General features: G+C 44.5%; 18 protein-coding genes. 6 read left to right on the top strand and 12 right to left on the bottom strand.

Translation table 11 applies throughout. From position 1 onward, the window contains the following. The first annotated feature begins 120 nt into the window (after positions 1-120). Entirely contained in the window at positions 121-285 is a 165-nt protein-coding gene (locus SIO70_RS19550; protein ID WP_320573492.1) for a hypothetical protein, read from the top strand. Here the strand turns inward: SIO70_RS19550 and SIO70_RS19555 are convergent, their stop codons facing one another. Beyond that, on the bottom strand, positions 286-651 hold the full coding sequence (locus tag SIO70_RS19555) for a helix-turn-helix domain-containing protein (RefSeq protein ID WP_320573494.1): 366 nt from the start codon (positions 649-651) through the stop codon (positions 286-288). A 140-nt stretch (positions 652-791) separates the two neighbouring features. On the opposite strand from SIO70_RS19555, the gene SIO70_RS19560 reads away from it, so the two are divergent. From SIO70_RS19560 to SIO70_RS19570, 3 genes are all read left to right on the top strand, one after another. Beyond that, positions 792-1,652 (top strand): SDR family oxidoreductase, encoded by an 861-nt coding sequence (locus SIO70_RS19560; RefSeq protein WP_320573496.1) that lies wholly within the window; start codon positions 792-794, stop codon positions 1,650-1,652. A gap of 210 nt (positions 1,653-1,862) precedes the next feature. Beyond that, complete coding sequence (locus tag SIO70_RS19565) at positions 1,863-5,000, top strand: TonB-dependent receptor (RefSeq protein ID WP_320573498.1); 3,138 nt, start codon at positions 1,863-1,865, stop codon at positions 4,998-5,000. A 191-nt stretch (positions 5,001-5,191) separates the two neighbouring features. Further along, positions 5,192-6,742 (top strand): RagB/SusD family nutrient uptake outer membrane protein, encoded by a 1,551-nt coding sequence (locus SIO70_RS19570; RefSeq protein ID WP_320573500.1) that lies wholly within the window; start codon positions 5,192-5,194, stop codon positions 6,740-6,742. A gap of 323 nt (positions 6,743-7,065) precedes the next feature. Here the strand turns inward: SIO70_RS19570 and SIO70_RS19575 are convergent, their stop codons facing one another. Further along, a complete protein-coding gene (locus tag SIO70_RS19575; RefSeq protein ID WP_320573502.1) occupies positions 7,066-8,112 on the bottom strand; it encodes a glycoside hydrolase family 43 protein in 1,047 nt (348 codons plus the stop codon). Between the two features lie 243 nt (positions 8,113-8,355). Next, positions 8,356-11,049 carry a glycosyl hydrolase 115 family protein gene (locus SIO70_RS19580; RefSeq protein ID WP_320573504.1) on the bottom strand — a complete coding sequence of 898 codons (2,694 nt, stop codon included), beginning with the start codon at positions 11,047-11,049 and terminating at the stop codon, positions 8,356-8,358. A gap of 292 nt (positions 11,050-11,341) precedes the next feature. Between SIO70_RS19580 and SIO70_RS19585 the strand changes: the two genes are divergently transcribed. Further along, positions 11,342-11,665, top strand: coding sequence for a hypothetical protein (locus tag SIO70_RS19585; protein ID WP_320573506.1), 324 nt, complete (start codon positions 11,342-11,344; stop codon positions 11,663-11,665). Here the strand turns inward: SIO70_RS19585 and SIO70_RS19590 are convergent. Further along, on the bottom strand, positions 11,602-12,285 hold the full coding sequence (locus SIO70_RS19590) for an AraC family transcriptional regulator (protein WP_320573508.1): 684 nt from the start codon (positions 12,283-12,285) through the stop codon (positions 11,602-11,604). The genes SIO70_RS19585 and SIO70_RS19590 overlap by 64 nt on opposite strands. 133 nt (positions 12,286-12,418) lie before the next feature. Beyond that, complete coding sequence (locus SIO70_RS19595) at positions 12,419-13,822, bottom strand: TlpA disulfide reductase family protein (RefSeq protein WP_320573510.1); 1,404 nt, start codon at positions 13,820-13,822, stop codon at positions 12,419-12,421. Positions 13,823-13,933: 111 nt separating this feature from the next. On the opposite strand from SIO70_RS19595, the gene SIO70_RS19600 reads away from it, so the two are divergent. Then, the gene (locus tag SIO70_RS19600; protein ID WP_320573512.1) at positions 13,934-15,061 is read left to right on the top strand and encodes a hypothetical protein; all 1,128 of its coding nucleotides are present in this window, start codon (positions 13,934-13,936) and stop codon (positions 15,059-15,061) included. Between the two features lie 61 nt (positions 15,062-15,122). Here SIO70_RS19600 and SIO70_RS19605 read toward each other — a convergent pair whose 3' ends face one another. From SIO70_RS19605 to SIO70_RS19635, 7 genes are all read right to left on the bottom strand, one after another. Continuing rightward, entirely contained in the window at positions 15,123-16,568 is a 1,446-nt protein-coding gene (locus SIO70_RS19605) for a TlpA disulfide reductase family protein (RefSeq protein ID WP_320573514.1), read from the bottom strand. A gap of 23 nt (positions 16,569-16,591) precedes the next feature. Beyond that, positions 16,592-17,947 carry a RagB/SusD family nutrient uptake outer membrane protein gene (locus tag SIO70_RS19610; protein WP_320573516.1) on the bottom strand — a complete coding sequence of 452 codons (1,356 nt, stop codon included), beginning with the start codon at positions 17,945-17,947 and terminating at the stop codon, positions 16,592-16,594. A 15-nt stretch (positions 17,948-17,962) separates the two neighbouring features. Beyond that, on the bottom strand, positions 17,963-21,262 hold the full coding sequence (locus SIO70_RS19615) for a SusC/RagA family TonB-linked outer membrane protein (protein ID WP_320573518.1): 3,300 nt from the start codon (positions 21,260-21,262) through the stop codon (positions 17,963-17,965). A gap of 219 nt (positions 21,263-21,481) precedes the next feature. Continuing rightward, a complete protein-coding gene (locus tag SIO70_RS19620) occupies positions 21,482-22,432 on the bottom strand; it encodes a FecR family protein (protein ID WP_320573520.1) in 951 nt (316 codons plus the stop codon). Positions 22,433-22,505: 73 nt separating this feature from the next. Next, positions 22,506-23,054: an RNA polymerase sigma-70 factor gene (locus SIO70_RS19625; RefSeq protein ID WP_320573522.1), complete on the bottom strand. Its 549-nt coding sequence runs from the start codon at positions 23,052-23,054 to the stop codon at positions 22,506-22,508. A 203-nt stretch (positions 23,055-23,257) separates the two neighbouring features. Beyond that, entirely contained in the window at positions 23,258-23,821 is a 564-nt protein-coding gene (locus SIO70_RS19630) for a lipocalin family protein (protein ID WP_320573524.1), read from the bottom strand. 117 nt (positions 23,822-23,938) lie between these two features. Beyond that, on the bottom strand, positions 23,939-25,465 hold the full coding sequence (locus tag SIO70_RS19635; RefSeq protein ID WP_320573526.1) for a RagB/SusD family nutrient uptake outer membrane protein: 1,527 nt from the start codon (positions 25,463-25,465) through the stop codon (positions 23,939-23,941). Positions 25,466-25,471: the final 6 nt, after the last annotated feature.

Below are 25,471 nucleotides of genomic sequence, written 5' to 3' on the forward strand. Positions count from 1 at the left end.
ATTGTCGATACCCGTGCCAGAAACAATTACAATAAGCCGGGAGAAAGTATCGCAGTTTTTAGACTGGTTGACACAGGCATAAAGTTTTATGAACATCGCTTTTTTTTCTATTTTTACAGCATGAGATCCTTTATCACCACCTTCATTTTTTGCATCTTCGTCGGTATCATTTACAGATGGATCGCCGATCCTCCGCTTACCTGGGCTAAGATCCCTCCTGTCATCACCGTGGCTCTCGTTCTCTCTTTAGTCTTCACCCTGGCTTTCAGACCAAGGAAGAAATAACTACTTTTCAAACAGCTGTTTCCTGTAATTGATGCCCCATTTCGCCATGGCTTCAATTACAATTTTCAGACTCTTCCCTTGTTCTGTCAGTTCGTACTCCACCGTAATCGGCATTGTATCCAGCACAGTTCTGCTGATCAGGTGATTCATTTCCAGATCTTTCAACTCTTTCGATAACACCTTGGGGGCTATTCCTGACAAGTGTCGTTTCAAATCCATAAACCGCATTTTCCCCCCATAATACAACGCTCCTATAATCTCCGTCTTCCATTTTCCACTCAACAATTCCTGCGTATCCCTAATCCCAACAATCATCATCTGACATTCCGGTGTCAGCGTAGACGTTACAGCATGTGCAAGATTCATTTTCAATCTTTATTATTTTCAGACAAAAATAGGAACATTACCAACTAGTTACAAATAAGTAACTAGTTACCATAAAGTAATGGGTCACGATTTGTAATTGACTTCCGCTAATTTTGATAAATAATTTAAATAACGGGATTATGATTCTAATAACCGGAGCAGCCGGAAATCTTGGATCGGCTATCATCAATAGCATGTTAAAGAGAGTACCTGCCAATCAAATTGTCGCATTTGTAAGAAGCGAACAGAAAGCTGAACAGCTGAAAAAACTCGGACTCAATATCCGAATTGGAGATTATAATGATATCGCATCCCTGGATAATGCAATGAAAGGTATTGATAAAGTGCTCCTCATTTCCGGCTTGTCACTGGAAAGACTAAAAGAGCATACCAATGTTGTAGACGCCGCAAAAAGAGCAGGTGTAAAACAAATCGTTTACACCGGTGTAACCATGAAAGATGCAGCTACCAGTCCGCTGAAAGTACTGATGGAATCTCACTTCCAGACGGAAGATTATATCAGGGCAAGTGGTATTGCTTATACTTTCCTGCGTAATACCCTGTACGCAGAGGTGATTCCTTTCTACATCGGCGACCAGGCAATGAATACAGGTATTCACTACCCGGCAGGAGCTGGTAAAGTACCTTATGTATACCGGCCAGACCTGGCCGATGCTGCGGCTGTGGTGATTACGAACAAAGGTCATGAAAACAAGACTTATCAACTCACAGGCGATCAGTTGTATTCATTTGCAGATGTAGCTGTCATGCTGTCAGAAGTGTCTGGTAAACACATAAGTTATACCGATGTAGATCCGGTTGCTTTTGAAAAGCACATGAAGGAGATTGGTGTGCCGGAAATAGGTATTATGATTAGTACTGGTTTTGCAGCAGCGATTAAGCAAGGTGATTTTGAAGTGGTGACAGGGGACCTGGAGAAACTACTGGGTAGGAAGCCTACCCCGATAAAGCAGTATCTGAAAGCGCATTATGTGAAATAATAACCTGAAAAATCCCGACTGGCCTGGCCTGTCGGGATTTTTAAAATATCATAGTGTCTAAACGACATTTAACCCCAAAAAATCCCTAAATTACATCACGTCGTACCTGATGTGACAATTCCCGTTAGAAAAATTGTAGCCGGAAGTAAAACCCTGGTTGGTCCGATCCGTTGTCCCATCTTCATTTTATTTTACTAAACTCCCAACGTTATGAAGCAACACACATTGCCCCTGGCATTGAAGAGGATCCTATGTGTTCCCCTCTTCCTCCTTATTCTGTTACCGCTCACCACCCGAGCCCAGCAAACCATCAAAGGGAAAGTCTCGGATGATGCTAAAAACCCCCTAGCCGGTGTTTCTATCGCCATCAAAAACACCCACCGTGGTACCGTCACCGCGCCCGACGGCTCTTACAGCATCTCTGCCGCCAATGGCGAAACCCTGGTATACACCTTTATCGGTTATAATACCCTGGAAATCACCGTCAAACCTGGTGTCCAATACAACATTACCCTCGCCCCAAACGTCCAGAATCTGGATCAGATGGTCGTGATCGGTTATGGTACGCAAAAGAAAAGTTCCCTCACGGGTTCTGTCGCTTCCGTCAATGGCAAGACCCTCAATGAGTTGCCCGTAGCCAGTGTACAGCAGGCCTTGCAGGGGCGTGTACCGGGTGTGACTGTCACTAATAATGGTGCTCCTGGTACAGACCCCATTGTTCGGATCAGGGGTATCAGCTCCATTAGTTATGCCTCGGATCCCTTGTACGTGATCGATGGATTTCCGACTTCCAACCTCACCAGCTTTGACAGCAAAGACGTCCTCTCTGTCGAAGTGCTGAAAGACGCCAGTGCTGCAGCTATCTATGGTTCCCGCGCTACCAATGGGGTCGTTATTATTACTACTAAAAAAGGTAACCGCGGCAACAAAGCAGAAGTAAGACTCGATACCTACACAGGTGTACAAACTGCCTGGAAAAAGATCGACCTGCTCAATACCCAGCAGTATCTACAATATGAACGTGCCCTGAATGGTGCCGCCGGCATTTCCAAACCACCACGTCTTGAAGATGCGAACTGGAATTCACCTATTTACGACGGCACTTCCCAGACGTATGCGCAGACCAATACTGACTGGCAGGATGCCTATTTCAAAAGTGGCTTAATCACCCAGTCCAACCTTTCAGTAAGCGGCGGGAATGACAAATCTACTTTTTACATGTCCAGCGGTTACTTCAAGCAGGACGGGATTGCGCAGGGTGTCAACTATGAGCGTGGCAACTTCCGTATCAATTCAGAACACAACATCAGTCGTATCTTTAAGGTAGGAGAGAACCTGCTTGTCGCGTATTCCAATCAACGGTATGACAACACCTCCGGCAACCGAACCCGCCTTGCAAACGTAATTCGCGCTTTGCCATATCTGCCAGTGTACGATCCCACCACGCAAGGTGGTTTCCGGAATGCAGAAAACAGTGTGGATGGAGCTGACCCCACCAACCCTGTAGAAGACGCGCTACTGCTGGGCGATGCGCACCGTAAACTTTTCAAACTCTTAGGTACTGTTTATGCACAGGTCAACTTTACCCCCTGGCTCAGTTTCCGCTCTGTATTTGGTGCAGACTACGCCGGCCAGTTTCAGCATCAATTTACTCCCATCTATAATGACAAAGGCCGGAATTCCACTGTTGCGTCCATCAATGATCAGCGGGCCAACAGAACAACCTTACTCTACACAGAACAACTGACTTTAGATAAACATTTTGGCAGGCACCATGTCAATGCCATCGCTGTATTTGAAAGACAGCCTGCCAGTAACTATGGGGAATCCCAGACAGGGAACCAGAGTACAAATGACATCGAGACACTGGTAGGTGCAACGAACGTATCCGCCTATTCTACCACCACAGCCACACTCATACAATCCTACATCGGCCGTCTGAATTACGAGTTCGGTGAAAAGTATTTACTGAGTGCTGCTATTCGCCGGGATGGTTTATCCGTATGGGCGCCTGGAAAGAAATTTCAGAGCTTCCCTTCTTTCTCCGCCGGTTGGCGTATAGACCAGGAAAGGTTTATGAAACCTGTTACCGCAGTTTCCGAATTAAAACTACGGGGTGGTTGGGGCGTTACAGGTCTGAATGCTATCGGTATTTTTCCGGCTTTGCAAAACTCTATATTGGCCAATGAATATCCCTGGCAGGCTATCGTGCAGGCTAATGGTGCTACCTATCCATTTGGTAATACCGTTACTGTGGGCAATGCATCTTATTATAACCAGTTGGCAAGTGCTGACCTGGAATGGGAAAAGACCAAGCAGGTCAATGTGGGGTTGGACCTTGGGCTCTTTGATAATACCATCACCTTCACTGCAGAATGGTATCGCCGTTTGACAGACAACCTGATCCTCACGATTCCCACACCTCCCAGCTTTGGTTATGGTGGCGCGGGGTCACAGCTCAATGCCGCCAGTATGAAAAATACAGGGGTAGACCTTGCACTGGGCTATAACAAAACGAAAGGTGTTTTCAGGTGGAATGTAAATGGCAATATTGGTTTTATCAGGAATAAGATCCTTAGTCTGAACACGCCGAATGCTACCATTGATGCAGGCTCCGACGCCGACTTCGGGAATGGCAACATGACTCGTACGGTGGCTGGACAGCCGATTCAGTCATTCTATGGTTATGTCACCGATGGCATTTTTCAGAACCAGACCGAAGTAGATAAAGGGCCTGAGCAGCTTTCGGGTACAGACCCTGCCAAGAGCACAGCGCCTGGTGACATCCGGTTCAAAGATTTAAATGGGGATGGGGCAATCACATCTGCAGATCGTACCTTCCTGGGTTCTTATATTCCTAAATATTCTTACTCCCTGAATTATAATGCGAACTGGCACCAGTTCGATCTTTCTGTTTTCTTCCAGGGGGTGCAGGGCAATAAAATCTACAATGGAACCCGGGTGTTGCGTGAAGGTATGGCTCGTTTATTTGGTGCGGGTACAGAGGTGTTGAATGCCTGGACGCCGGAGCATACGAATACTGATATTCCACGTGCTATAAGTGGGGATCCGAATTCGAATCTGCGGGTATCTAACCGCTGGATTGAAGATGGTTCTTACCTGAGGTTGAAGAATCTGATGATTGGGTATACACTGCGTAATGGTGCTATTCGGTATATCAGCAGTTTTAGGGTGTATGTGTCTTCTCAGAACCTGCTCACTTTTACAAAATATAAAGGATGGGATCCTGAAATAGGGTCTAAAAATACTACGCTCACCAATGGTATTGATTATGGGCAGTACCCTGCAGCGCGTTCATTCCAGTTGGGTTTGCAGGTAGGTTTTTAATAACTGCTTTCTTACCGCTGGCGCTGGCTATGGTAGTATCCTGCTGGTGGTTGCAGTCAGTTGATGTTAAAAGCAGGATTTTAATCAGGAGCCGCAACTGAAAGATCTGGAAAAGGAATTATATCATTTGTCCAGCCTCCTTTCGGTTGATTTTACAAGTAGGATTTAAATCATATACAAAAACTGAAAACATGTATAAGTACATATTCATCGCCTGTTTGCTTCTTGGTGGACTAGGCTGTACCAAAGACCTTGACAAAACAAATCCAGGGTATGCTACCCTTGATAACTATTTCAAAAACAGCACAGAATTGCTAAGTGGCACCAACGCTATTTACTCCACCTTCCACGCCAGCACCCTCATTGCCCGTGAATGGTTTTTCGTTCATGACCTCCGCAGCGACGACGTCTCGTCCGGTGGTGGTCAGTTGGAAGTACCCCGCGGTCAGATCCTGAACGGCGCTACTACGGCAGATAATTCCGTGATAAGTTCTGTATGGCAGGGATTATATATCATCATCCATCGTTCCAATACAGTTATTGGCAGTGCACCTCTTGTCACCGATAATGACGCCGTTCGTGACCAGTGTGTAGCCCAGGCGAAGTTCTTCCGGGCATGGGCCTATTTTGAATTAGTGACCCTGTGGGGACCAGTTCCTATGTACACACAGGTCGTAACTGAATCCAACCAGTTCCAACCCCGCGCAGCAGAAACTGCTATCTATGACCAGATCATCCAGGACCTCACAGATGCCGCCGGAACACTCAGCGCAACTTATGCAGCCGCTGATCTGGGGCGGGTATCATCTGGCGCGGCCTATGCTATGCTGGGCAGAGTATACATGCAGAAAGGCGACTACACATCTGCCAAGACAGCATTGTCACAGATAGTTAGTTCCAATCTTTATCGCCTTGTAGACAACTTTAATGACAATTTCCTGGAAGAGACTGAGTTCAATGCCGAATCTATCTGGGAAGCTGTCTTTGTAGACAAAGGTGATAATTCCTTTGACTGGGGTGGTACTGGTGATGGCGCAGGTAATGCACAATCTACCATCCGCAACCAGGAATATTGTCCGCTGGCATGGCGTAATTTAATTCCATCTAATAAATTTTTGAACGAATTTGAAAACACTGCTTCTGGTGCCGCTAAAACAGACCCACGCTATAAATGGACGGTGTATGAAACGGGTGATCCCTTTAACAATGACGCAGATGTACTGACAGATGCGATGCAAAATGGGAACTCTTCTACTGTAAATGGCGTGACGAAAAAGATCAGCTGGCGCAAGTTTATGCTCATTTACAAGCAGAGTCTGTCCACGGCTTCTTATCACCCCGGTGGCAATAACCAGCGTATCATCCGCTATGCAGATGTGTTGCTTATGCTGGCAGAGTGTGCGAACGAAACCGGTGATATAGCGGGAGCTGTCAGCTACCTGAACATGGTTAGAGATCGTCCTTCTGTAGCAATGCCACATTATCCTACTGCCCAATTTCCAACCGGATCAAAGGATCAGGTGACAAAAGCAATAATGCATGAAAGAACGGTTGAATTGGGAGATGAAGAGGTGCGTAACCGCGATATCTTAAGGTGGCGGAAAATGGGGTATTTCACGACTGATCCTATTAGTTATTTCAGAAAGAATCGGGATGAGTTATTACCTATTCCTCAATCAGAAATTGATAATAATCCTGCGTTGGCAGATGGGGGGATTGCCGCACAAAATTCCGGTTATTAAAGAGAAAGGTTCTTTGGTGATAATGATGACCTGTCTGCCTTTACAAATTCCGGTTATTAAAGAGAAAGGTTCTTTGGTGATAATGATGATCTTTCTTCCTTTACAAATTCAGGTTATTAAAGAGAAAGGTTCTTTGGTGATTATGATGTTCCTTTCTTCCTTTTATCAGCAAAGACTAGGCTTTGCTGATAAAAGGGGGAGGGGTAAATAATTTGGACCATATTAACCTCTTTTCTATATAAAACCCAATGGAAGGGATCCTGCATATACGTATTCCTTCGCATAATTAGGAAATCCAGCAGGTAAGTTTGTATGAGTATTGATCAATGACCTGCCTGATGTTGTATCGTTTCGGGATGTATCGTCTCAATACTTCCATCCGCCTTATAATGCAGCTCCGTCACCTTTACATTTCTCAAATAAGTCTTACCAGATAACTCTACGTCATGATAAAACAAATACCATTTCCCATCTTTTTCAACAATAGAATGATGCGTAGTCCATCCCGTTACAGGTGTCATGATGATGCCTTTGTAATTGAATGGTCCATAAGGAGAATCGCCAATCGCATAACACAAGTTATGTGTATCACCTGTTGAATAAGAAAAATAATACTTCCCTTTGTATTTATGAACCCAGGAAGCTTCAAAGAATCGTTTGTCATTTTCCTTTTCGTGAAATGGCTGTCCATGTTCATCCAAAATGACTACCTCTTTTACCGGTCCATCAAAACCAGTCATATCCTTTTTCAGTTTTGCGATTCTAGGTAATGCCGCTACATCATCTACATTGCGATTCCCGGCAGCGCCATCATATTTGTTATGATCCCATTTTTGCAATTGTCCACCCCATATTCCTCCGAAGTACATATAGAAACTCCCATTCTCATCTTTAAACACACAAGGGTCTATACTATAACTCCCCACAATTGGTTTTGGCAAAGCTTTAAACGGGCCTTCGGGTTTACTGCTGGTGGCTACTCCGATATGGAAGATTCCTGCACTATCCTTTGCCGGGAAGTATAAATAATAAGTGTGGTTTGCATATGCTGCATCTGGTGCCCATAATTGTTTGTTTGCCCAGGGAACGTCTTTTAAACTTAAGGCGACTCCATGATCTGTTACTTTACCACCTATATGATCTAATGATAGCACATGGTAATCTTTCATATCAAAATGACTACCTAAGTCGTCCTCGGGTACACCTGTTGCTGTATCGTGCGAAGGGTAAATGTAAAATCGGCCATTAAATACGTGGGCAGAAGGGTCTGCTGTATAAATATGCTTTACCAGTGGTTGTGCTATTCCTTGCAGGGATGCGTAAAAACAAAACAACCATGAACATAAACAAACAATTAATATCCGGGTCATAAGTTAGTGTTTTTTAAATTCCATTTTTGTAAAAGAATATTGGTGAATACTGGGAATCTACCAGTTTATATCCGGGTCATAAGTTAGTGTTTTTCAAATTCCATTTTTGTAAAAGAATATTGGTGAATACTGGGAATCTACCAGTTTATATCCGGGTTATAAGTTAGTGTTTTTCAAATTCCATTTTTGTAAAAGAATATTGGTGAATACTGGGAATCTACCAGTTTATATCCGGGTCATAAGTTAGTGTTTTTCAAATTCAATACTTTGTAAAACAATCCCGGGTGAATACTGGGAATACACAATTTCATGCTTTCCTGGTTTTAATGAATAGGAGAGTTTTACTTGAATAACATTATCAGATACCCATTTACTCCATAGCTCCTTATTATCATCATGGGCATTAATAGTCGTTGCCAATTCCTTCGCACCATCAATAGAAACCCCAAACCATAGCCCATCCCCATGCGTGAAATTCAAAGTAGGAGAGAAGTTAAGATAAATATTTGTATTCCCCGAAGCTTCAAACTCATATCTTGCTACTGCACCCGCACTATGATAAATGATGCTATCACTAAATGTACCACTATTAGCAAAACTGGTAATCCCATCTCCAAATTTTCCAATACCCTTTATATGCACCCAATCTCCATATTTCGACACATAACCTGTTGCTGAAATCTGTTTATATATCTTAGGCACTACCGGGGGGGTATATGGCCCCGTCAAATCCGGCATTTTATTTACAGGCGGTTGTTGCCAGCCTGTATATCCAATATGCGTCTGGTCCATCATATGATTCCATTTTCCACCGGCTACCTGATGATATACCACTGTCAATAATGAATCCCGCATATAATATTTCCGCGCACTATCCGCCCATGCCTTATTCTGCACACGGTTGCTCTTATACAAAGCCACCGCATAATATAATCTGTGCAAATTGTACATCGCCTCTACAGGAAACTGTACCAGTTCAAAATAGGCATCTGAATAAGGCTGTAAACGCACTTTTTTAACCAGCTCTTCCCATTCGCCTACAATCTCTTTATATTGCTTTAATGTATAACTAGACTCATCCAGCAATTCCGGTTTCCGCCTGGCGGCCATTTCACTATATTGCCGAAGGTAATCGCCTATATTTCTGGCTGAATTCATGAATGAAAATCCGGAGTGTTTGGAAGAGTCAGCACTTGTTCTGTTCCCTTCTTCCATTCCTCCACTGGCATTCCCTTCCGCCATCCACTCATCCGATCCTTCCCCAAAATTTTCCTCCGCAAACTGTTTATAATAATCTGGTAAAGTATCCCCCGGTTCTGCCCTCCATGCATAATCCATAAAAAACGCTATCGGCAACTCCATCGGCTTCAAATCACCCACATTCACTATCCATATCTTATCCACTCCATACATCTTCGCCAAATGCAACTGTTCCCACACCCTTGCCAGGTTATTTGTATTCACCCATTTGTAATTCCTCGGATCCCCCACATAGTCAAAATGATAATACACCCCATATCCTCCCTTCCGCTTCGGCATCAAAGGATCAGGAAACCTCCTGATATTCCCCCAATTATCATCACACAACAACAATGTCACATCATCTGGTACCCGCATTCCTCTATCATAATAATCCTGCACTTCCTTATACAACGCCCACAACTGTGGCGTCTCCGCTGCCGGCTTGCCCGTCACCTCACTAATAATGGATCGCTGATCCCGCACAATCCTTTCTAATAAATCCGTCGCTGTTTCACTGCTCATGGGCAAATCTCCATCTCCCCGCATCCCTATCGTCACTATACTTTCATGCTTTGCCATTGCGACAATCCCTTCCCTCCAAAAGGCCCTCAACACACTGTCATTTGCCACATAATCCCAGGCCCCCCGCCCATACCGCTTCCATTCCGCTTGTGCACGCAACATTGGCTCATGATGGCTTGTGCCCATCACTATTCCCCATTTATCTGCCAATACGGGATTCAATCGATCATCATCATTAAACGCATTTCCCCACATCGCCGGCCATAAATAATTTCCTCTTAATCGTAATAGTAACTCAAATATCTTTTCATAAACATGATGATTAAACCCGCCAAATTTCTCATGCGTCCATCCGGAAAATGCAGGCGCCTCATCATTTATAAATATCCCCCTGTATTGCACCGAAGGAGGTCCGAAATCATAACGTCCTTCCTGCACAAATACTTTTTCCTTCTTTTTTATAGGTACATCCGCCCACCAATACCATGGCGACACTCCCAATTGCTTAGATAGTTCCAGTGCACCATAGGCCGCGCCCCGCTTATCACTGCCCAATATAATTACCTTCCCTGGAGAGACTGTAATTCGAAACGCCTCCCATTTTCCATTCAACCCCGTAGTATCCAAACCAGAAAACATATCTCTCTGAATTGTTTCCGACTTCCCACCCAACCCCGCAGTATCCAAACCCGAAAACACATTTCTCTGAATTGTTTCCGACTTCCCACCCAATCCCGTAGTATCCAAACCAGAAAACACATCTTTCTGAATCGCTTCCGACTTCCCACCTAACCCCGCAGTATCCAAAGCTGCAACCTCATCTCTCCGAACCCCTTTCCATTTCCCTCTCACCCTTACTGTATCCAAACCATCTCCCCACCCCACACTATCCTTCCCCAATCCTCTTCCAACTATCCCAATCAATATATACGGCCGCCCATCCAACCGATGCACAATCTCCGGCGCCCTCCCCGTCACCGCAAGCATATCCGCCCGCAGCAACTCCGCAGCCTTATTCACCAGCCAGTCATCCTGCTGATCAACATAAATAACTTCCGGTAATGCAAACGTATGTTGCGAGGCACGTGTGGTTATTATCTGCCGCGCATGAACCTGCGCATGCGTAATGGTTACATGGCACAGGAGGATTAACAGTGGAATACAGTTTTTCATAACAAGAACTAAATAATAAAAACCAATATACCAAAATTTTCCAACGCTCCATAGATATGGGGCGTATTATTTTCCTTTTTAGGTATGTGATTAATTTCTCAAAGGTTGTTAAAACGCCTTTTGCCCAGCGTATATTTTCCTCACTATTTCGGATACAAACCAAACATTCCATCTCTTTTATTAAACTTTCATATTTACACAGGGTCGTTATTACAAATCGTCTGATACAAACTATCGCCATATGAAAGTAACAATCAAACACCTTTGTCTTGCCTTTGCCTTCACCTCGATCATGATATCGTGCGGCAAAGATTCCGGTTCCGATAGCTCCTCCTCCTCGGACTCTACTACTACCAGCATAGACGACACCAATCCGGACCCTATTGATGTCACCAGCTGTGACGCCGAAACAGGCATCAACAAAATCATCTGTCTCGCCGACGCTTTCAAGGCCACACTGACCTCAGCTCAGTTAGCCACCGTTCAATTGAGCTACAACAAGTCAAACGCCATTAAGTGGTCGAACTTCCCACAGGCGCTGGTTTCCAGCTCTTACAAAATGTTGCAGACCCTGTTCAGGTGCACAGGCGTGATGCCCAGTTCTCTTGCATACTGATCAATGCTATACTTTGAACCCGCTTCACTGAACCGCTTCTGTAACTTACGAAAGTAGGAGAGAGAGATACTATCCGGTTCCTGCATCACAACACTATTCTGCCTCCACAAGCGATACAAAACAAGAAAGAGCTGCTGTAACATCGCCGTCAGCATCTGCTGCTTTTCATGCCGGGTGCTGAATAGTTCTTCATGTAATTCTTCCACCAGTTTTACCACATATCGGAAAGTGTAGGGCGGTGCGTAATGCGTTAGTATCTGCAGACTTTCCAGCATAGGTGCTATGCTATTTACTTTAGGAAAGATACCACTGCCCAGTTTATCGGAAATAGTCAGAATACGCCCTTTTGTAGTGGCATGATAATTAAATCCATGGATAACCAAAGAAGGAATTAATAAAATAGAAGGGCCTGTCAGCCATGTTGGTTCATTGTTCCCTAAAAACTCAGTCTTACGTGTCTCTATCAGAAAGACCTGGTAGAGATTTGTATGAATGTGTGGCTTGATCTTCCAATCAAAATTTTCACTGCGTGTTTCCAGCAATTCAGAAAACAGGTATTCCCCATCAGGTCTGGGACCCGACTCTCCATACAACCCTTCAAAATGTGTGATTCGCTTCAATCGACAGAATTTAGTAATATCCTTTGATCTGTTTTATAGCTTAAAGTTTGATTTGTGTCTGGAAATTATGAAAAATTTTAGTGTTAAAAAATGCTACCTTTTCTAACCACCTGAGCCCGGAGCAATCGCCAACTCAGGGTTTTGTGGTAGTTTGAACAGATGTATTTACTGGCAATTGGTCATTCCCTTCTTTTAACATCGTCACCATTGCTGATACCTCTTCTGTAGTTGTATAATCACTACCACTATATCCTGAAAAACGGAAACGGATATTCCCCGTTTTGTCAATCACAAATTTTGCAGGAATACTCTGAATATCAAATGCACCTGCTGCTTTATATGATTTTATATCCAATGGCACATCAAATGGATAGTGGTTTTCTGTGAGGAATTTCTTTACTTTCTCTGAAGGATCCTCTTCTCTCTCCCATGTATCCACAAAAAGGAATTTTACATCCTCATCTTTTTCAAACCGTAACATGGCTGCTTTCATAGCAGGGAAGGAGCTTACACAGGGGCCGCACCAGGTAGCCCAGAAGTCGATCACCACTACTTTCCCTTTTAGTTCACTCAGGGTGATTTGTTTGCCTTCCAGGTTCTTCAATGTAAAATCAGGTGCAGGTTCATTGATCTGAGTTGTTCGCAGATGTGCAGTCAGCTGCAACCGGAATGCTTTATTCAGTTCAGCGGCATAGGCATCATAACCTTCCTTGCCTTTTAGTTTTTCATACAGTTCTTTAAGCTCCGCTTTCATTTTGTTATCTGCCAGCCCCGTCTTTGTCGCTTCGGCAGCTATATCCATCGCTTGCTGATCTTTACCAAGGTGTTTGAGCGTACTAAAGTAGATCGTATAGGTGATTGGCTGTGTATGATTGTCTTTATAGGCGATCTCTATGCATCTGAGTGCCTTTGTATATTCCACGTTTTCATGGAAGATTATAGCAGCCATCTGGTATTCCCTGGTACTATCTACTGATTTGTCCATGAGGACAGCAGCCTCTTTACAATGGTCTTTAAAAAATAGCTCCCTGGCCATCCAGTGCTGTACCTTCACTGTTTTTACACTGTCGGTATACGAAATGGCTTTAGCGACGTAACCCGATTTCAGATAGGCGACGGCCAGTTGTCCCCTCATATCGTCGTAAGCCGCAGTTGCACCTTTTAAAGTGGGGGGATAGCGTTTAAGAAAGAGGTGATACATCGTATCCTTCTTAAAAGGATCTTTTTCATCATTGACAAAGTTAAATTGCTCCTGTTTCTCCAGCTGTCCGCCAGGCCATTTCTGTTTGCCTGCCTGTAGGATTGAATCTGCCTTCGCTGTATTTCTCATCTGGAAATACACGAACCACGCGATCATCCAGTTCGTCTCATTTTCACTCTTTATATCATTCTCCAGTCGCGTCTTTAGTTCGGCCTTGTCACTTTCCCGGGAGGAGGAAACCAGTTTTGCGTACACCTGGTACATGCTATCCATGTGCTGTGCCCTGGCACCAAAAAACAGGAAGGTTAAAACGCACAATGAGGGTAGTTTTTTCATATTATAATGAATGTAGGGTTTAATCCTGTTGGCTGACCCCGGCACCTTTAAAAATAACATTTCTTTATGTAAAACTAAATTCATAGTTTTGAAACTAATAAATTAGTTAATATGATCAGGACCCTTCTGCTGCTGATATTTTTGCCAACCAGCAGGCTGCTGGCCCAACAAGCCGATTCTGTAATGGAATACCTGCAGGAGCAGGACTACCCACGTGCCATCACCTACCTGCAGGCCCACCTGGACACAAATAATATTAAACAACAGTCGCTACTGGCGTACACCTACTACCAGGCGGGAAATAATAGTGAGGCTGTCAGCACCTATGGAAAAGTATTGGACCTGGATAGTACAAACGTATCTGCACATCAATACATTGCCAATATCTGCCTCAACCAGCACGCCACTGTGCTGGCAATCCCACACCTTCGCTGTATTGCCGCTTTACGGCCTCATAATCCGGTCGCTATCCGGCAACTGAGCTTTGCCCTCTTAAACAACGATGAGGCCGAAGAAGGCTTTGATTTGCTGTTAAAAGCCTACAAACTCAATCCCGCTGATCCTAAAACCGTCAACCGCCTCGCCGAAGAACGCATCGGACAGGAAATGTATACCTCCGCCGATTCCATTCTCAATGTCTACCTGCAAAAAGATTCTACCCAGTCTTTTATTATAGGCACGGCTGTCAGGTGTAACTACTATTTAAAAAATTACAGGAACTGCATCTCCCTTGGCAAATACCTGATGCAGCATGAGGTGGTCCTGCAGGGCGCTATGAGCTATGTTACTGCAGCCGGTTTTATGCTGAAAGATTACCAGTTCTGCATAGATATCAACACCTACATGGAGAACCATAAAAGTCCTTCTGAACAGGTTATGTATTATGCAGCCCTCGCCTGCACCCAACTCAAAAAGTATGAACAGAGTAATCAACTGCTAAATACCTGCATAGACCTGGCGCGCTCTAAAAGTTTGCCAGACTATTATGCTGCAATGGCATCTAACAATGAAGGATTAAAATTGTATAAACCGGCCATCGCCAACATGGATACCGCCTACTACCTGAGTCGTGAGCCCATGCACTTATACAGTATAGGTAGAATGTATGACGTGAATATGAAGAACCAGACTGCTGCAAAAAAATACTACAAACGCTACTTACAGGAAGGGGACAGTACCGACAAACAGGAGGCGATGATCTATAAATATTTAAAAGAGACTTACTTCACAACTAAGTAAAAAAAACAAATCCCACTTTCTGTTTGTATAGAAAGTGGGATTTGTGCCAAACGACAATGCTTTAACCGCGTATCAAAGATATCATCGCAGATATTTCCTCCAACGCTGCATCCGCACCACCAGAGAACCCTGAGAACTTAAAGCGGATATTCCCTGCCTTATCAATCACAAACTTAGCCGGTATGCTATTCACTTTATACGCTGTGGCAGCCTTATGCTCATTTAAATCCATCAGCACTTCAAAAGGATAATTGTTATCCGCAATAAACTTCTTTGTATCAGCTACCGCCTTATCATCCCTTTCCCATGTATGAATAAAGAGAAACTTTACATCGTTTTCTTTTTCATACCGCTGTACCGCCTGTTTCATCACCGGGAAAGACGCTTTACAGGGTCCGCACCACGTAGCCCAGAAATCAAGTACCACAATCTTTCCTTTCAGCTCACTCAATGTCACATTCTTCCCATCCAGGTCCGTCAAAGTAAAGTCAGGTGCTGGGGTATTGATCATCTGCCTGCTCAGCTCTTTCTTGATCTTTGCCACCAGCTGACGGTTCACTTCCTGCAGGTATGCATCGTAGCCTTCCGTTCCTTTTACTTTTGTATAAAGGGATTTCAGCTCCGTTTTCATATCATTGGTCGCCTGACCAGCTTTCACTGCTTCATCGATCTTTTCAAAAGCTTCTTTATCACGACCCAGTGCAATCAGTGTTTTGGAATAAGTGTCTAACACCCCTCCATTTACCTCGCCATCTTCCTTGTACACCTTATACGCATTCTCTGCATACTTCAGCGCTTCTTCATAGTTTTTATCATTATACAGCATCTTTGACAGGCTGGCGTTATAAGACCGGTATCCAACACCTGCAAATTTCGCTGCATTGTCCTGCACCTTAGCAATTTTGAATGAATAGGAAGTGTCCACCGCTTTTTTTAGCAACATTTCCGCCTCTTTAAGATGCCCTTTTCTGGCCAGTATATTACCAATACCAGCCCAGCCCTCACCTTTCCAGGCAGAAGTCTCTACCATGTTGGCAAATTTAACAGCTTTGGCTACACTATCGATATTAGCATAATCACTGCCAATCGCATTTCTTACATAATCATACGCAATCCTGTCCGGCCCAAACTTAGCAGGAGGGAAGCGCCTGATCAGCTGGTAATACATTGCCTCTTTCTTCGCCGGGTCTTTCTCATCATAGATAAGAGCAATCTGGTCCTGTCTTACGGCAATACCCGCGGGAAACTTTTTCTTTTCAGCAATCTTTATGGAATCCACTACGTCTTTTTTATTAAGACGGTAGAATGTGTTTGCTGCCAGCTGCCAATCCTCTTCCTTTTTACTTTGCAGATGTTTGTACAACTCAGCAGTCAGGTACGCTTTGTCTTTTTCATCTGTGGAAGTGGCCAGCTTATCATAAACCTTATACAGGCTATCTATGCGCTGTGCCTTTAAGGAGGCACAGCACATAGCAGCGATAACACACAATGAGGTCATCTTTTTCATGTAAATACTTTTTAGCAAATGGATCATTCGTAACCCGGGTTCTGGGACAGTTGCTGATTAGTCAGAATTTCCTGGTAAGGAATTGGCATCAGGGTATCCCTGGATAACCAGGTAGATTTCTCCTGACTCAATACCGCATCTGCCTGACCGGTACGTACCAGGTCGAACCAGCGGTGTCCAAATTCACCAAACAATTCTATTTTACGCTCCTGTGCAATGGCAGTGAGCAGATCATCTTTTGTAGCAGCAGTGGTATTCGCCAGGCCTGCACGGTTACGGATCTTATCCAGGTCCGCCTGTGCTGTGGCAATGTCATTCAGTTGTGCACTGGCTTCTGCACGGATCAGGTATTGCTCAGCCAGACGCAGCACCACATTGTATTCATCACCTGCTGTGGCAGTACCCAGTTTGTATTTATTGACACGACGATAGGTAACCCCTCCGCTTACAAGACTATCTGTCCATGTTGTTTTCCTGTTATCTCCTGCTTCAAATTCGCTTAAAAATGAATCATAGAGGTAATAGTTCGGAATCGTGGTAGCAGAAGAAGCCCTGTAGCTAAAGCTGCTATAACCATAGTAAGTAGCAAACTGTAAAATGGTTTCTGCACTGCTGGTTTTGAACGTTGTACTCAGGTCAGCAAGAGCATAGGTTACATCCGTAGCGCCGATTACTTTTGTTGCATACGCCACAGCGTTGGTGTAATCTTTCTGATAAAGGTATACCCTTGCCAGCAAAGCTTCTGCCGCATACTTGTTCACCCGTACATGCAGGGTACCGGTATAAGTACCAGGCAGTAACTCTTCGGCTGCTTTCAGATCACTGATGATCTGTGTATACACTTCTGCTTTGGTCGATCTTGGCAGGTTGGCATTGTTCAGTGCAACCGGATCGAGTGACAATGGCACGCCGCCAAAGAAATTGTTCAGGTAAAAGAAATGAAATGCACGCATGAAGTAACTTTCCCCTAATAACTGGTTCTTTACCGAAGTAGTCAGCGTCGAAGATTTAGTCAGCCCTTCAATCGCATTGTTGGCTTCAGCAATTACATAGTAAGGATAATACCACTGGTAGTTACGGACATTGCTGTTGGTCGTTGTTACATTCCCATTCTGGAATTCAGCCATAGCAGGAGTAGAACTGTAATAGCGATATTGAATATCATCACCCAGTAACTCTGCAGTCCAGGTATAGTACTGTAGACAATAAGTGGTAGCCCAGTAAGAGTACATGGCTACTACGGCGCTGGTAGCTGTTCCGTCAGACGCATATGTGTCTGACGCAGACAGTGAATTCGGTGCATTGTCGATTGTTACAAACTTCTTGCATGAAGTGGCGGTAAGCCCCAATGCGAGTAATATATATGATAGTTTCTTCATTATCTCTCTGCTTTTTTATAATGATAAATTCAAGCCTACAGTCATTGTACGCAGTTGTGGTACGGCAATGTACTGACCAGTACCCAGTCCGGCGCCTGTACCTGGCAAGGTCGTTTCAGGATCCAGTGTATACTTTTGTTTTGCCCATGTATACAGGTTCTGACCTCTTGCATAGATAGATGCATTGGCAATTCTGGCCTTGTTTAACCAGGTTCTTGGCAGGTTGTAAGTCAGGCTCAAAGTTTTGAACTTAATATAAGAGGCGTCACCCCAGTTTGCATCGGAGGTCGCATAGTAATAGTAGTTGGAAGAATAGCTCTTGCTGGCCCCAGGGAAATTGCTTACATCACCTGCACTATGCCAGCGGTTTAAAACTGCCGTAGTCTGGTTAGTCATATCATATCCAAATGGATAGAAGTAATTATTCAGTGTATTGTTCAGGTAGAAGTACCTGTGATTGAACTGGAAGGTGAAGTCCAGTGTAAATCCTTTGTAAGAGATAGAATTGGTCAGACCACCATAGTATGGTATACCTACTTTACCTACATGCCTGTCTGCCGAACCAATGGAACCATCTTTGTTTACATCTTCCAGTACCGGTGCACCTGTCGTAGCGTTTACACCTGTAAAGTGGTACAGGTTCGGCGCATCAATAGATTTACCAACCGTGTAGGTAGTAGCATAGCTGGAGGTGGCGATATTGTCAAATTTCAGCAGTTTATTCTGATTGACGGTCATGTTCAGCGTAGTGGTCCATGAAAAGTCTTTTGTAGCAATATTGGTGGTATTCAGCTCAAACTCCCATCCTTTGTTCTGAATGGTAGCAGGCAGGTTGCCGGCATATGAGTTAGTACCAATCTGCATTGGGGTAGTAATATAGGCGAGCATGTCTGAAGTCCTGTTCTGGTAGTAATCTGCTTTCAGCAGGATACGATCTTTCAGGAAGCCCAGTTCCAGTGCGATGTCCAGCTTTTTGCTGGTCTCCCATTTCAGGTTAGGATTAGCTACACCATTGGCGACCAGGGCACTGGTACCCATGTAGGAATACGTAGTAGACGCGGAGGAATACAGCGGTGTATACATATAGTTCGCGATCTGGTCGTTGCCTGTTATACCGTAGCTGGCACGCAGTTTACCAAAGCTGATCGGTTTTATATCCTTCATGAAATCTTCCTGTGAGAAGATCCAGGCAGCACCCAATGCACCAAAGGAACCAAACTGGTTGTTGGCACCAAAGCGGGAAGAACCATCTCTTCTGAAGGTACCATCCAGGTAGTATTTCTCTTTATAATTGAAATTGAAACGACCAAAACCAGCGGCATATTTATACAGGGAGTAATTGCTGCTATATACGATCACAGTGCTGGCTGCGCTAATAGCATGCAGCAATGCTTCGCTGCTGTAACCGGAACCTCTCAGTGTAGTACTGGTGGCTTTTGTCTGCTGGAAGGTCGTACCTCCAATCAGTTGCAGGTGTGCATCTCCGAAAGATTTGTTGTATTCCAGGAATGGTTCCACCACCCAGTTATCATTTTTGCCTTTGGAATCCATCAGCTGGTTGTCGGTGAGGGCAGTGGAATTCACCGAACGGTTAGGCTGTATATTCTGCTGTTCCAGGTTGGTCTGGGAGAAACCAAGATTTGCTTTGATGGCCAGATCTTTAATGATATTGTAACGCAGGTTCAGGTCCGTGATCATGTTATACGTCTGACCGGTATACTTTTGTAACAACAGGGCAGCAGGGTTTTTACCTACACCAAGGTCCCAGTTGAAAGTACCATCTGCATTATAAGGATTGTAGTTCGGCGCCAGGTTGTACATGCTGGACAGGTCTACTTTAGGCAGGTCGCTCTTCATGTAGGTATAATTGGCGGAAAGAGAGAGATTGAACCTGTTGTCTTTGCTGCTATGGCTGGCATTGAACCTGTTGGAGAAAGTGATGGTATTGTTCTCGCCCGGGAATACGGTGCCTTCTTTACGATAAGAAGTAGAGTAAAGGAAAGTATTCTGAGCGCTACCACCTGATATAGATGCCATGGCGCTGGTAGTTTTTGCTTTACCGCCCATCGCCCATTTCTGCCAGTTTGTAAAAGCTGTCTGATCCCATTTGGTCAGGTCGTAGTCGGTCGTACCCGGTGTTGTACCTGCATTGGTAAAGGCTTCTTTACGCATGTCCAGGTATTCTTCCGTATTCATCATAGGTATAAAGCGGCTTACTTCACCATATCCATGGCTCACGTTTGCACTGACTTTAGTATTGCCATGACTACCTTTTTTGGTGGTGATCAGTACCACGCCGTTGGCGCCTTTAGAACCGTAAATAGCTGTTGCATCTGCGTCTTTCAGTACGTCGATCCGCTCAATATCTTCAGGAGCGATCATGCTGAACGGGCTGAGGCTACCGCTGGCACCACTGATGCCGTAGCTGTTCAACGCATCGGAAGCAGGGGTACTACCATTGAATAAGGTAAACGGAACACCATCTATTACATATAATGGGAGGTAGCCACTCAGGATGCTGGCATTACCACGGATGCGTACACGTACGCCACCACCTGGCAATCCATTGTCCTGTGTGATTTCCATACCTGCTACGTGGCCCTGCAGGGCAGTGAGAGGATTGGAAACATTCTGTACTGCAATTTCGTTCGCTTTTACAGAACTTACCGCACCGGTGTTATTCCTTTTGGTGGTAGAGCTATAACCCAGTACCTGTACTTCATTCAGGGCACTGAAGCTGCGTACCATGGTGATCGGTGGTATACGTGTACCTTTGGCAGCCACTTCCTGTGTGGTATAACCTACAATACTTAAGATCAGTATTGATGTGGCAGGATCTCCTTCAATAGAAAAGTGACCATTTTGATCTGCAGCCGTATATTTATTTGTATTTTTCACACGAACTGTTACCCCGGGAATAGGTTCCCCTGTTTCATCCCTTACCATACCATAGATCCTGGGTGCCGCAGTATCTCCCGCAGGTGATACTACGGGTTTCCTTTCCTGCAGAATGATCTTTGTACCCTTGTCTACATAGACGAGGTTGGTACCTTTCAGGATCAGGTCCAGTACCTGTGCTACAGAACGGGTACCGCTATTGACCGTTACTTTTTTATCCTTATTCAGTAATGTGGAAGAGTAGAAAATGCTGAAGCCTGATTGCTCCTGCAATTTCTCCAGGGAAGCCTTCAGGTCCGCATCATGAACCTCGTAATTAACCATTGCTTCCCTGATACTTTGACCTGATGCATCAATAGCTGCAAACAGGTTCAAACACATGACTAATGACAAGCATACACACACAGTGACTCTCATGATAAACAATAAAATTGGTTGCGTTTTTTCTTTTGGCAATGGGTGCACGATTCCCGCTTGCAAAAGCTGAACTTTTGGCATAAATTTGAAGACGTTTAAATGAATCAATAATTTTTACGTAAAACTCCTCATCGCTTTCTCAGGGCCGGAGGAGTTTTTTTTGTGTGTTTACGTTTTTGCTAATTTTGGTTGGCTTTTGACATTTTTTAATTTTTGATTTTAGTTGATCTGATTAAAACATGCGGCCCCGTCCAGTTCTACCGTACGGCCGTTTATTGAATAAGTTGTACCCATTGTTTGTGAGAGGATATCCAATACCTCGCTCAATGATTCTGTCCCTGAAAACCGACCTGTAATAGGACAATGTTGTAGTGCCGGATTTTTGAATACAATATTTACATCATACCTTCTGTCCAGTCTTTCTGCCAGCTGTGCGTACGGCATATCCTGGAATTGCATATCAGATTTAGCCCAGGCGATGACAGTGGCCGGAATGATTTTTACCTGCTGAATGTTGTTGGTGTGCTGATTATAAACCACCTGTTGGTTGGGAGTCAGGATGGTTTTCTGCTGGAAAGCGTCGGTGACCTGTACTTTTCCTGTGAGTACAGAAACGGTCACACTATCCCTGTTCCAGGTTTTTATATTGAGAGAGGTACCTAATACGGTAGTAGATACCCGGCCGGTATGAATGATGAAGGGTTGTGCAGGGCGGGAGGCGATATCAAAGTAAGCCTCACCTTCCAGTGTTACTTCGCGGTTATTACCATTGAACTGGTAATCCATTTTGCTGCCCGGGTGCAATAATACCTTACTGCTGTCTGGCAGATAGATGAACCGGTTTTCGCTGGCTGCAGCGGGAATATCGGCTACGAGATTATTGTTTTCAGGCGTTTTAGGCCAGTTGAAATAAAAAATAACGCCCAACAGGCATGCTGCTGCCATCGAGGCATATAGGGCTACGAATGGCCGTTTTTTTCTTTGTATACGGGCCGTGAGGTAGGCGCGCATCTCCTGCCCGGCGGCAGTTTCCTGCGCATCCGTCATGGGAAATGGATCTTCTTCTTCTGTAAAATCCCTGTACCAGTTATTGAGCTCCACCTGTTCGGCAGGCGTAGCTGTACGATCTATGTATTTCTGAATCAGGAGGTCCAGGCGATTTCTGTCCATACAATTTCAAGGCGTTATAATACTAAGTACTATAACCTGCCCCTTTACCCTTAGTCAGTTCAAAAAAATATTTTTAGAGGAAAAACAGCATGTTGATATGCCGCAGATTGAGGCGAATGGTACGCAGGGCTTTGGTGAGGTGTGCTTCTGCTGTCTTTTCGGAGATATTCATAACACTGGCGATCTGCTGGTTGGTTTTCCCTTCCAGCCGGCTCAGTTTGTACACCTGCCTGCATTTTTCGGGCAGTTTCTCAACAATCCCATTGATATAGTCGTCCAGCAGACGGGCATAGATCTTTTCATCGTCCGCACTGTGGGTAGTACGGAAAATGCTGTGGAGGATGGTTTTCCTGCGTTGTTGCTGGTGGTAATGCTTAAATACGGAAAACTTGATAGCTGTAGCCAGGTAGTTGGAGAGCTGGCCGATTTCCAGGGAAGCCCTCCTGTCCCATAGGTTGATCAGCACTTCCTGTACAATCTCCTTGGCAGAAGATTCGTCATGGGTATGCTTCCAGGCAATGGCAAGGAGTCGCTGCCAGTAGCGGTGGTAAATTTCAGTAAAAGCAGCTTCATCCCCTGTTACCATGGAGGTGAGCAGCTCATTGTCACTGAAATTTTGCATAGCCATGAGTTGAAAATAATAAAAATATTGGCAAAAGTAATACAATCTACTAAAATGGTAGGGTAATAATTATTTTACTGGTTAATTATAGTGAAGATAGTATGCGAATATAACACTAAAACATCACTATAAGGGCACTAAAAGGGCACCTCAATATCCCATCGATATTGAGGTGCCCTTTTAGTGACGATATGGTAATATTATTATGCTATAGCTTCACTATGGTCTGTCCATAGTAATTCGCTGGTATCGAAGCCGATCATATTGGCTTTCTTTATGTAATTTTCTTTAATATCATCCGGAATTGTCGTTTCTCTCGACAGTATCCAGAGGTAATTCAGATTATCGCCTGCCACCAGTGCATACCGGTACTCATCGTCCAGGGCAATCACATTGTAACCCGCATAAAAGGGCCCAAAGAAAGAGACTTTTAGCCTGCCCTCTTCCGGACTACCTACAAATCTGGCCTTACCCACACTTTCCTTCCATTCTTCCTGCAGATAGTTATAACCCTTATTGTCCACCCGGATGCTGCCATTTTCATTCAGGCTGTAAGTGGCAGTTACATTTTTCAGGTTCTTTTCGAATTTATAGTCGAGCCGGGCTATTTCGTACCATTTACCCAGGTATCTTTCCACATCAAAAGGGCTGACTGCCTTCGCACCGGGGGGAATGGACACACTTGTCATGGATTTATAAAGGATCAGACCGGCGGCGACACCTGCGCCCGCCAAAAGAGCGATGGGGAATTTCTGAGGTTTTGACATAATAGAGTGAATTGAGTATAGTATGTAAATCAAAATTGGTGCCTGTGAATGTTGATGGGAATTAAAAACGCCCGCTGTCTACAGCGGGCGTTTTTAATATGATCAGTTAGATGTTTATTACCAGTTCGAATTCTGTACCATCTCCGGATTTGAGTTCACCTCATCCTGTGGTATCGGGAAGAAATCATGCTTGGGTGTCACGAAGTAGATCTTACCCACCTTATCACTATTCGCTATCTCATCTTTCAATAACCCCCAGCGTTGTAAATCATAAAACCGCTGTCCCTCTCTTGCAAACTCAAGGAACCGCTGATGTCTTATTTCTTTCATCATGGCTGTTTGATCCAAACCAGTGGTCAGTGCCGGCAAAGTTGCACGGCTGCGCACTTGTGTGATATAAGCATATGCATCTTCCGGTCTGCCCTGCATGGTCACACTTTCTGATAACAGGAGTAATACATCTGCATAGCGCAGCGCCTTTTCATTGATATCCGATGTGTAATTCGATGCACCACTGCTACCCGACAATTCATTTGTCTGGTTATAGTTCTGGTATTTTTTATAATAAGACTTGAAGCCAAAGGGCAATGTATAGGCAGAAAATGGCTTCTGATAAAATGTAGCTCCCGGATAATCCCAGAATAAGGTAGCATACATTCTTGGATCAAAATCCCCTGCTGTGGTCTTTTCATTCTGAAACTCGTTGAAGAGTTTATCGGTTGGCGCTACTTCAAACCAGCCACTCGCCTCGGAAGGCGCAAACTCCTGTGCAGTAGTTACACCCAGGCTCTCATTGGAATTTTCCCCGGCCCATGGATTGGTACCACCTACATCTGCCAGTTGGATTTCAAATAATGATTCTACATTATTATCATGGGCAGCAATAAAGTTGTCGCCATAGTTCGGCATCAACTGGTACGTATAAGGCGCCGTGGTTAGTTGTTTCAATGTGCTCTCTGCATTGGCCCAGTCTTTTGTATACACATACGATTTGCCAAGGAAACCCAGTGCCGCCCCTTTGGTAGCACGGCCTGTATTGCTGGCGTCGTAGGATAAAGGCAGGTCTGCTGCGGCTTCAGTAAAATCTTTGATCACCTGCGCCCATACATCTGCGGCTGGAGATTTTGCTACGAAATATTCTGCTGTAGATGCAGGTATCGTAGTACGAAGTGGCACATCGCCATAGTTGATGACTAAGATATATTCATTCAAACCCCTCAGGAACTTTGCTTCTGCAATGTAGGCTTTCTTTGCATCGTCTGTGAGGCCGCTTACATTATCGATATTTGCGAGTATCTGGTTAGCACGGAAGATGGCACGGTAGGCTACATTCCATACATTGGTCGATGCCGAATTGTCAGGCGTATTGGTGAAAGTAGACAACTGGTACAGGTAACTTACATCATTCCTGATAAAGAAGTCGTCGCCCCTGCCATTGGAGAGTTCAACGCCTCTTACCCCCCAGAAACCTCCGTCTACATTCCTGAACAGGGCATAGGTAGCGGCCAGTGCGCTTTTCACATCGTCCTCCGTTTTCCAGTAAGTTTCGGTGGTCGTTTGATTTGGATTCGTTAGTTCCAGTGAGCTCTTCGAACAGCTGGCCAGTAGCACGGCTGCAAGAAGTATATATAATAGCTTTTTCATAATGGT

Source organism: Chitinophaga sancti (assembly GCF_034087045.1).
GTDB lineage: Bacteria > Bacteroidota > Bacteroidia > Chitinophagales > Chitinophagaceae > Chitinophaga > Chitinophaga sancti_B.

Bases quoted from the DNA above. Each gene is read 5' to 3' on its own strand.
- SIO70_RS19550 (WP_320573492.1), top strand. From the start codon at position 121: ATGAGATCCTTTATCACCACCTTCATTTTTTGCATCTTCGTCGGTATC.
- SIO70_RS19555 (WP_320573494.1), bottom strand. From the start codon at position 651: ATGAATCTTGCACATGCTGTAACGTCTACGCTGACACCGGAATGTCAG.
- SIO70_RS19560 (WP_320573496.1), top strand. From the start codon at position 792: ATGATTCTAATAACCGGAGCAGCCGGAAATCTTGGATCGGCTATCATC.
- SIO70_RS19565 (WP_320573498.1), top strand. From the start codon at position 1,863: ATGAAGCAACACACATTGCCCCTGGCATTGAAGAGGATCCTATGTGTT.
- SIO70_RS19570 (WP_320573500.1), top strand. From the start codon at position 5,192: ATGTATAAGTACATATTCATCGCCTGTTTGCTTCTTGGTGGACTAGGC.
- SIO70_RS19575 (WP_320573502.1), bottom strand. From the start codon at position 8,112: ATGACCCGGATATTAATTGTTTGTTTATGTTCATGGTTGTTTTGTTTT.
- SIO70_RS19580 (WP_320573504.1), bottom strand. From the start codon at position 11,049: ATGAAAAACTGTATTCCACTGTTAATCCTCCTGTGCCATGTAACCATT.
- SIO70_RS19585 (WP_320573506.1), top strand. From the start codon at position 11,342: ATGATATCGTGCGGCAAAGATTCCGGTTCCGATAGCTCCTCCTCCTCG.
- SIO70_RS19595 (WP_320573510.1), bottom strand. From the start codon at position 13,822: ATGAAAAAACTACCCTCATTGTGCGTTTTAACCTTCCTGTTTTTTGGT.
- SIO70_RS19600 (WP_320573512.1), top strand. From the start codon at position 13,934: ATGATCAGGACCCTTCTGCTGCTGATATTTTTGCCAACCAGCAGGCTG.
- SIO70_RS19605 (WP_320573514.1), bottom strand. From the start codon at position 16,568: ATGAAAAAGATGACCTCATTGTGTGTTATCGCTGCTATGTGCTGTGCC.
- SIO70_RS19610 (WP_320573516.1), bottom strand. From the start codon at position 17,947: ATGAAGAAACTATCATATATATTACTCGCATTGGGGCTTACCGCCACT.
- SIO70_RS19615 (WP_320573518.1), bottom strand. From the start codon at position 21,262: ATGAGAGTCACTGTGTGTGTATGCTTGTCATTAGTCATGTGTTTGAAC.
- SIO70_RS19620 (WP_320573520.1), bottom strand. From the start codon at position 22,432: ATGGACAGAAATCGCCTGGACCTCCTGATTCAGAAATACATAGATCGT.
- SIO70_RS19625 (WP_320573522.1), bottom strand. From the start codon at position 23,054: ATGCAAAATTTCAGTGACAATGAGCTGCTCACCTCCATGGTAACAGGG.
- SIO70_RS19630 (WP_320573524.1), bottom strand. From the start codon at position 23,821: ATGTCAAAACCTCAGAAATTCCCCATCGCTCTTTTGGCGGGCGCAGGT.
- SIO70_RS19635 (WP_320573526.1), bottom strand. From the start codon at position 25,465: ATGAAAAAGCTATTATATATACTTCTTGCAGCCGTGCTACTGGCCAGC.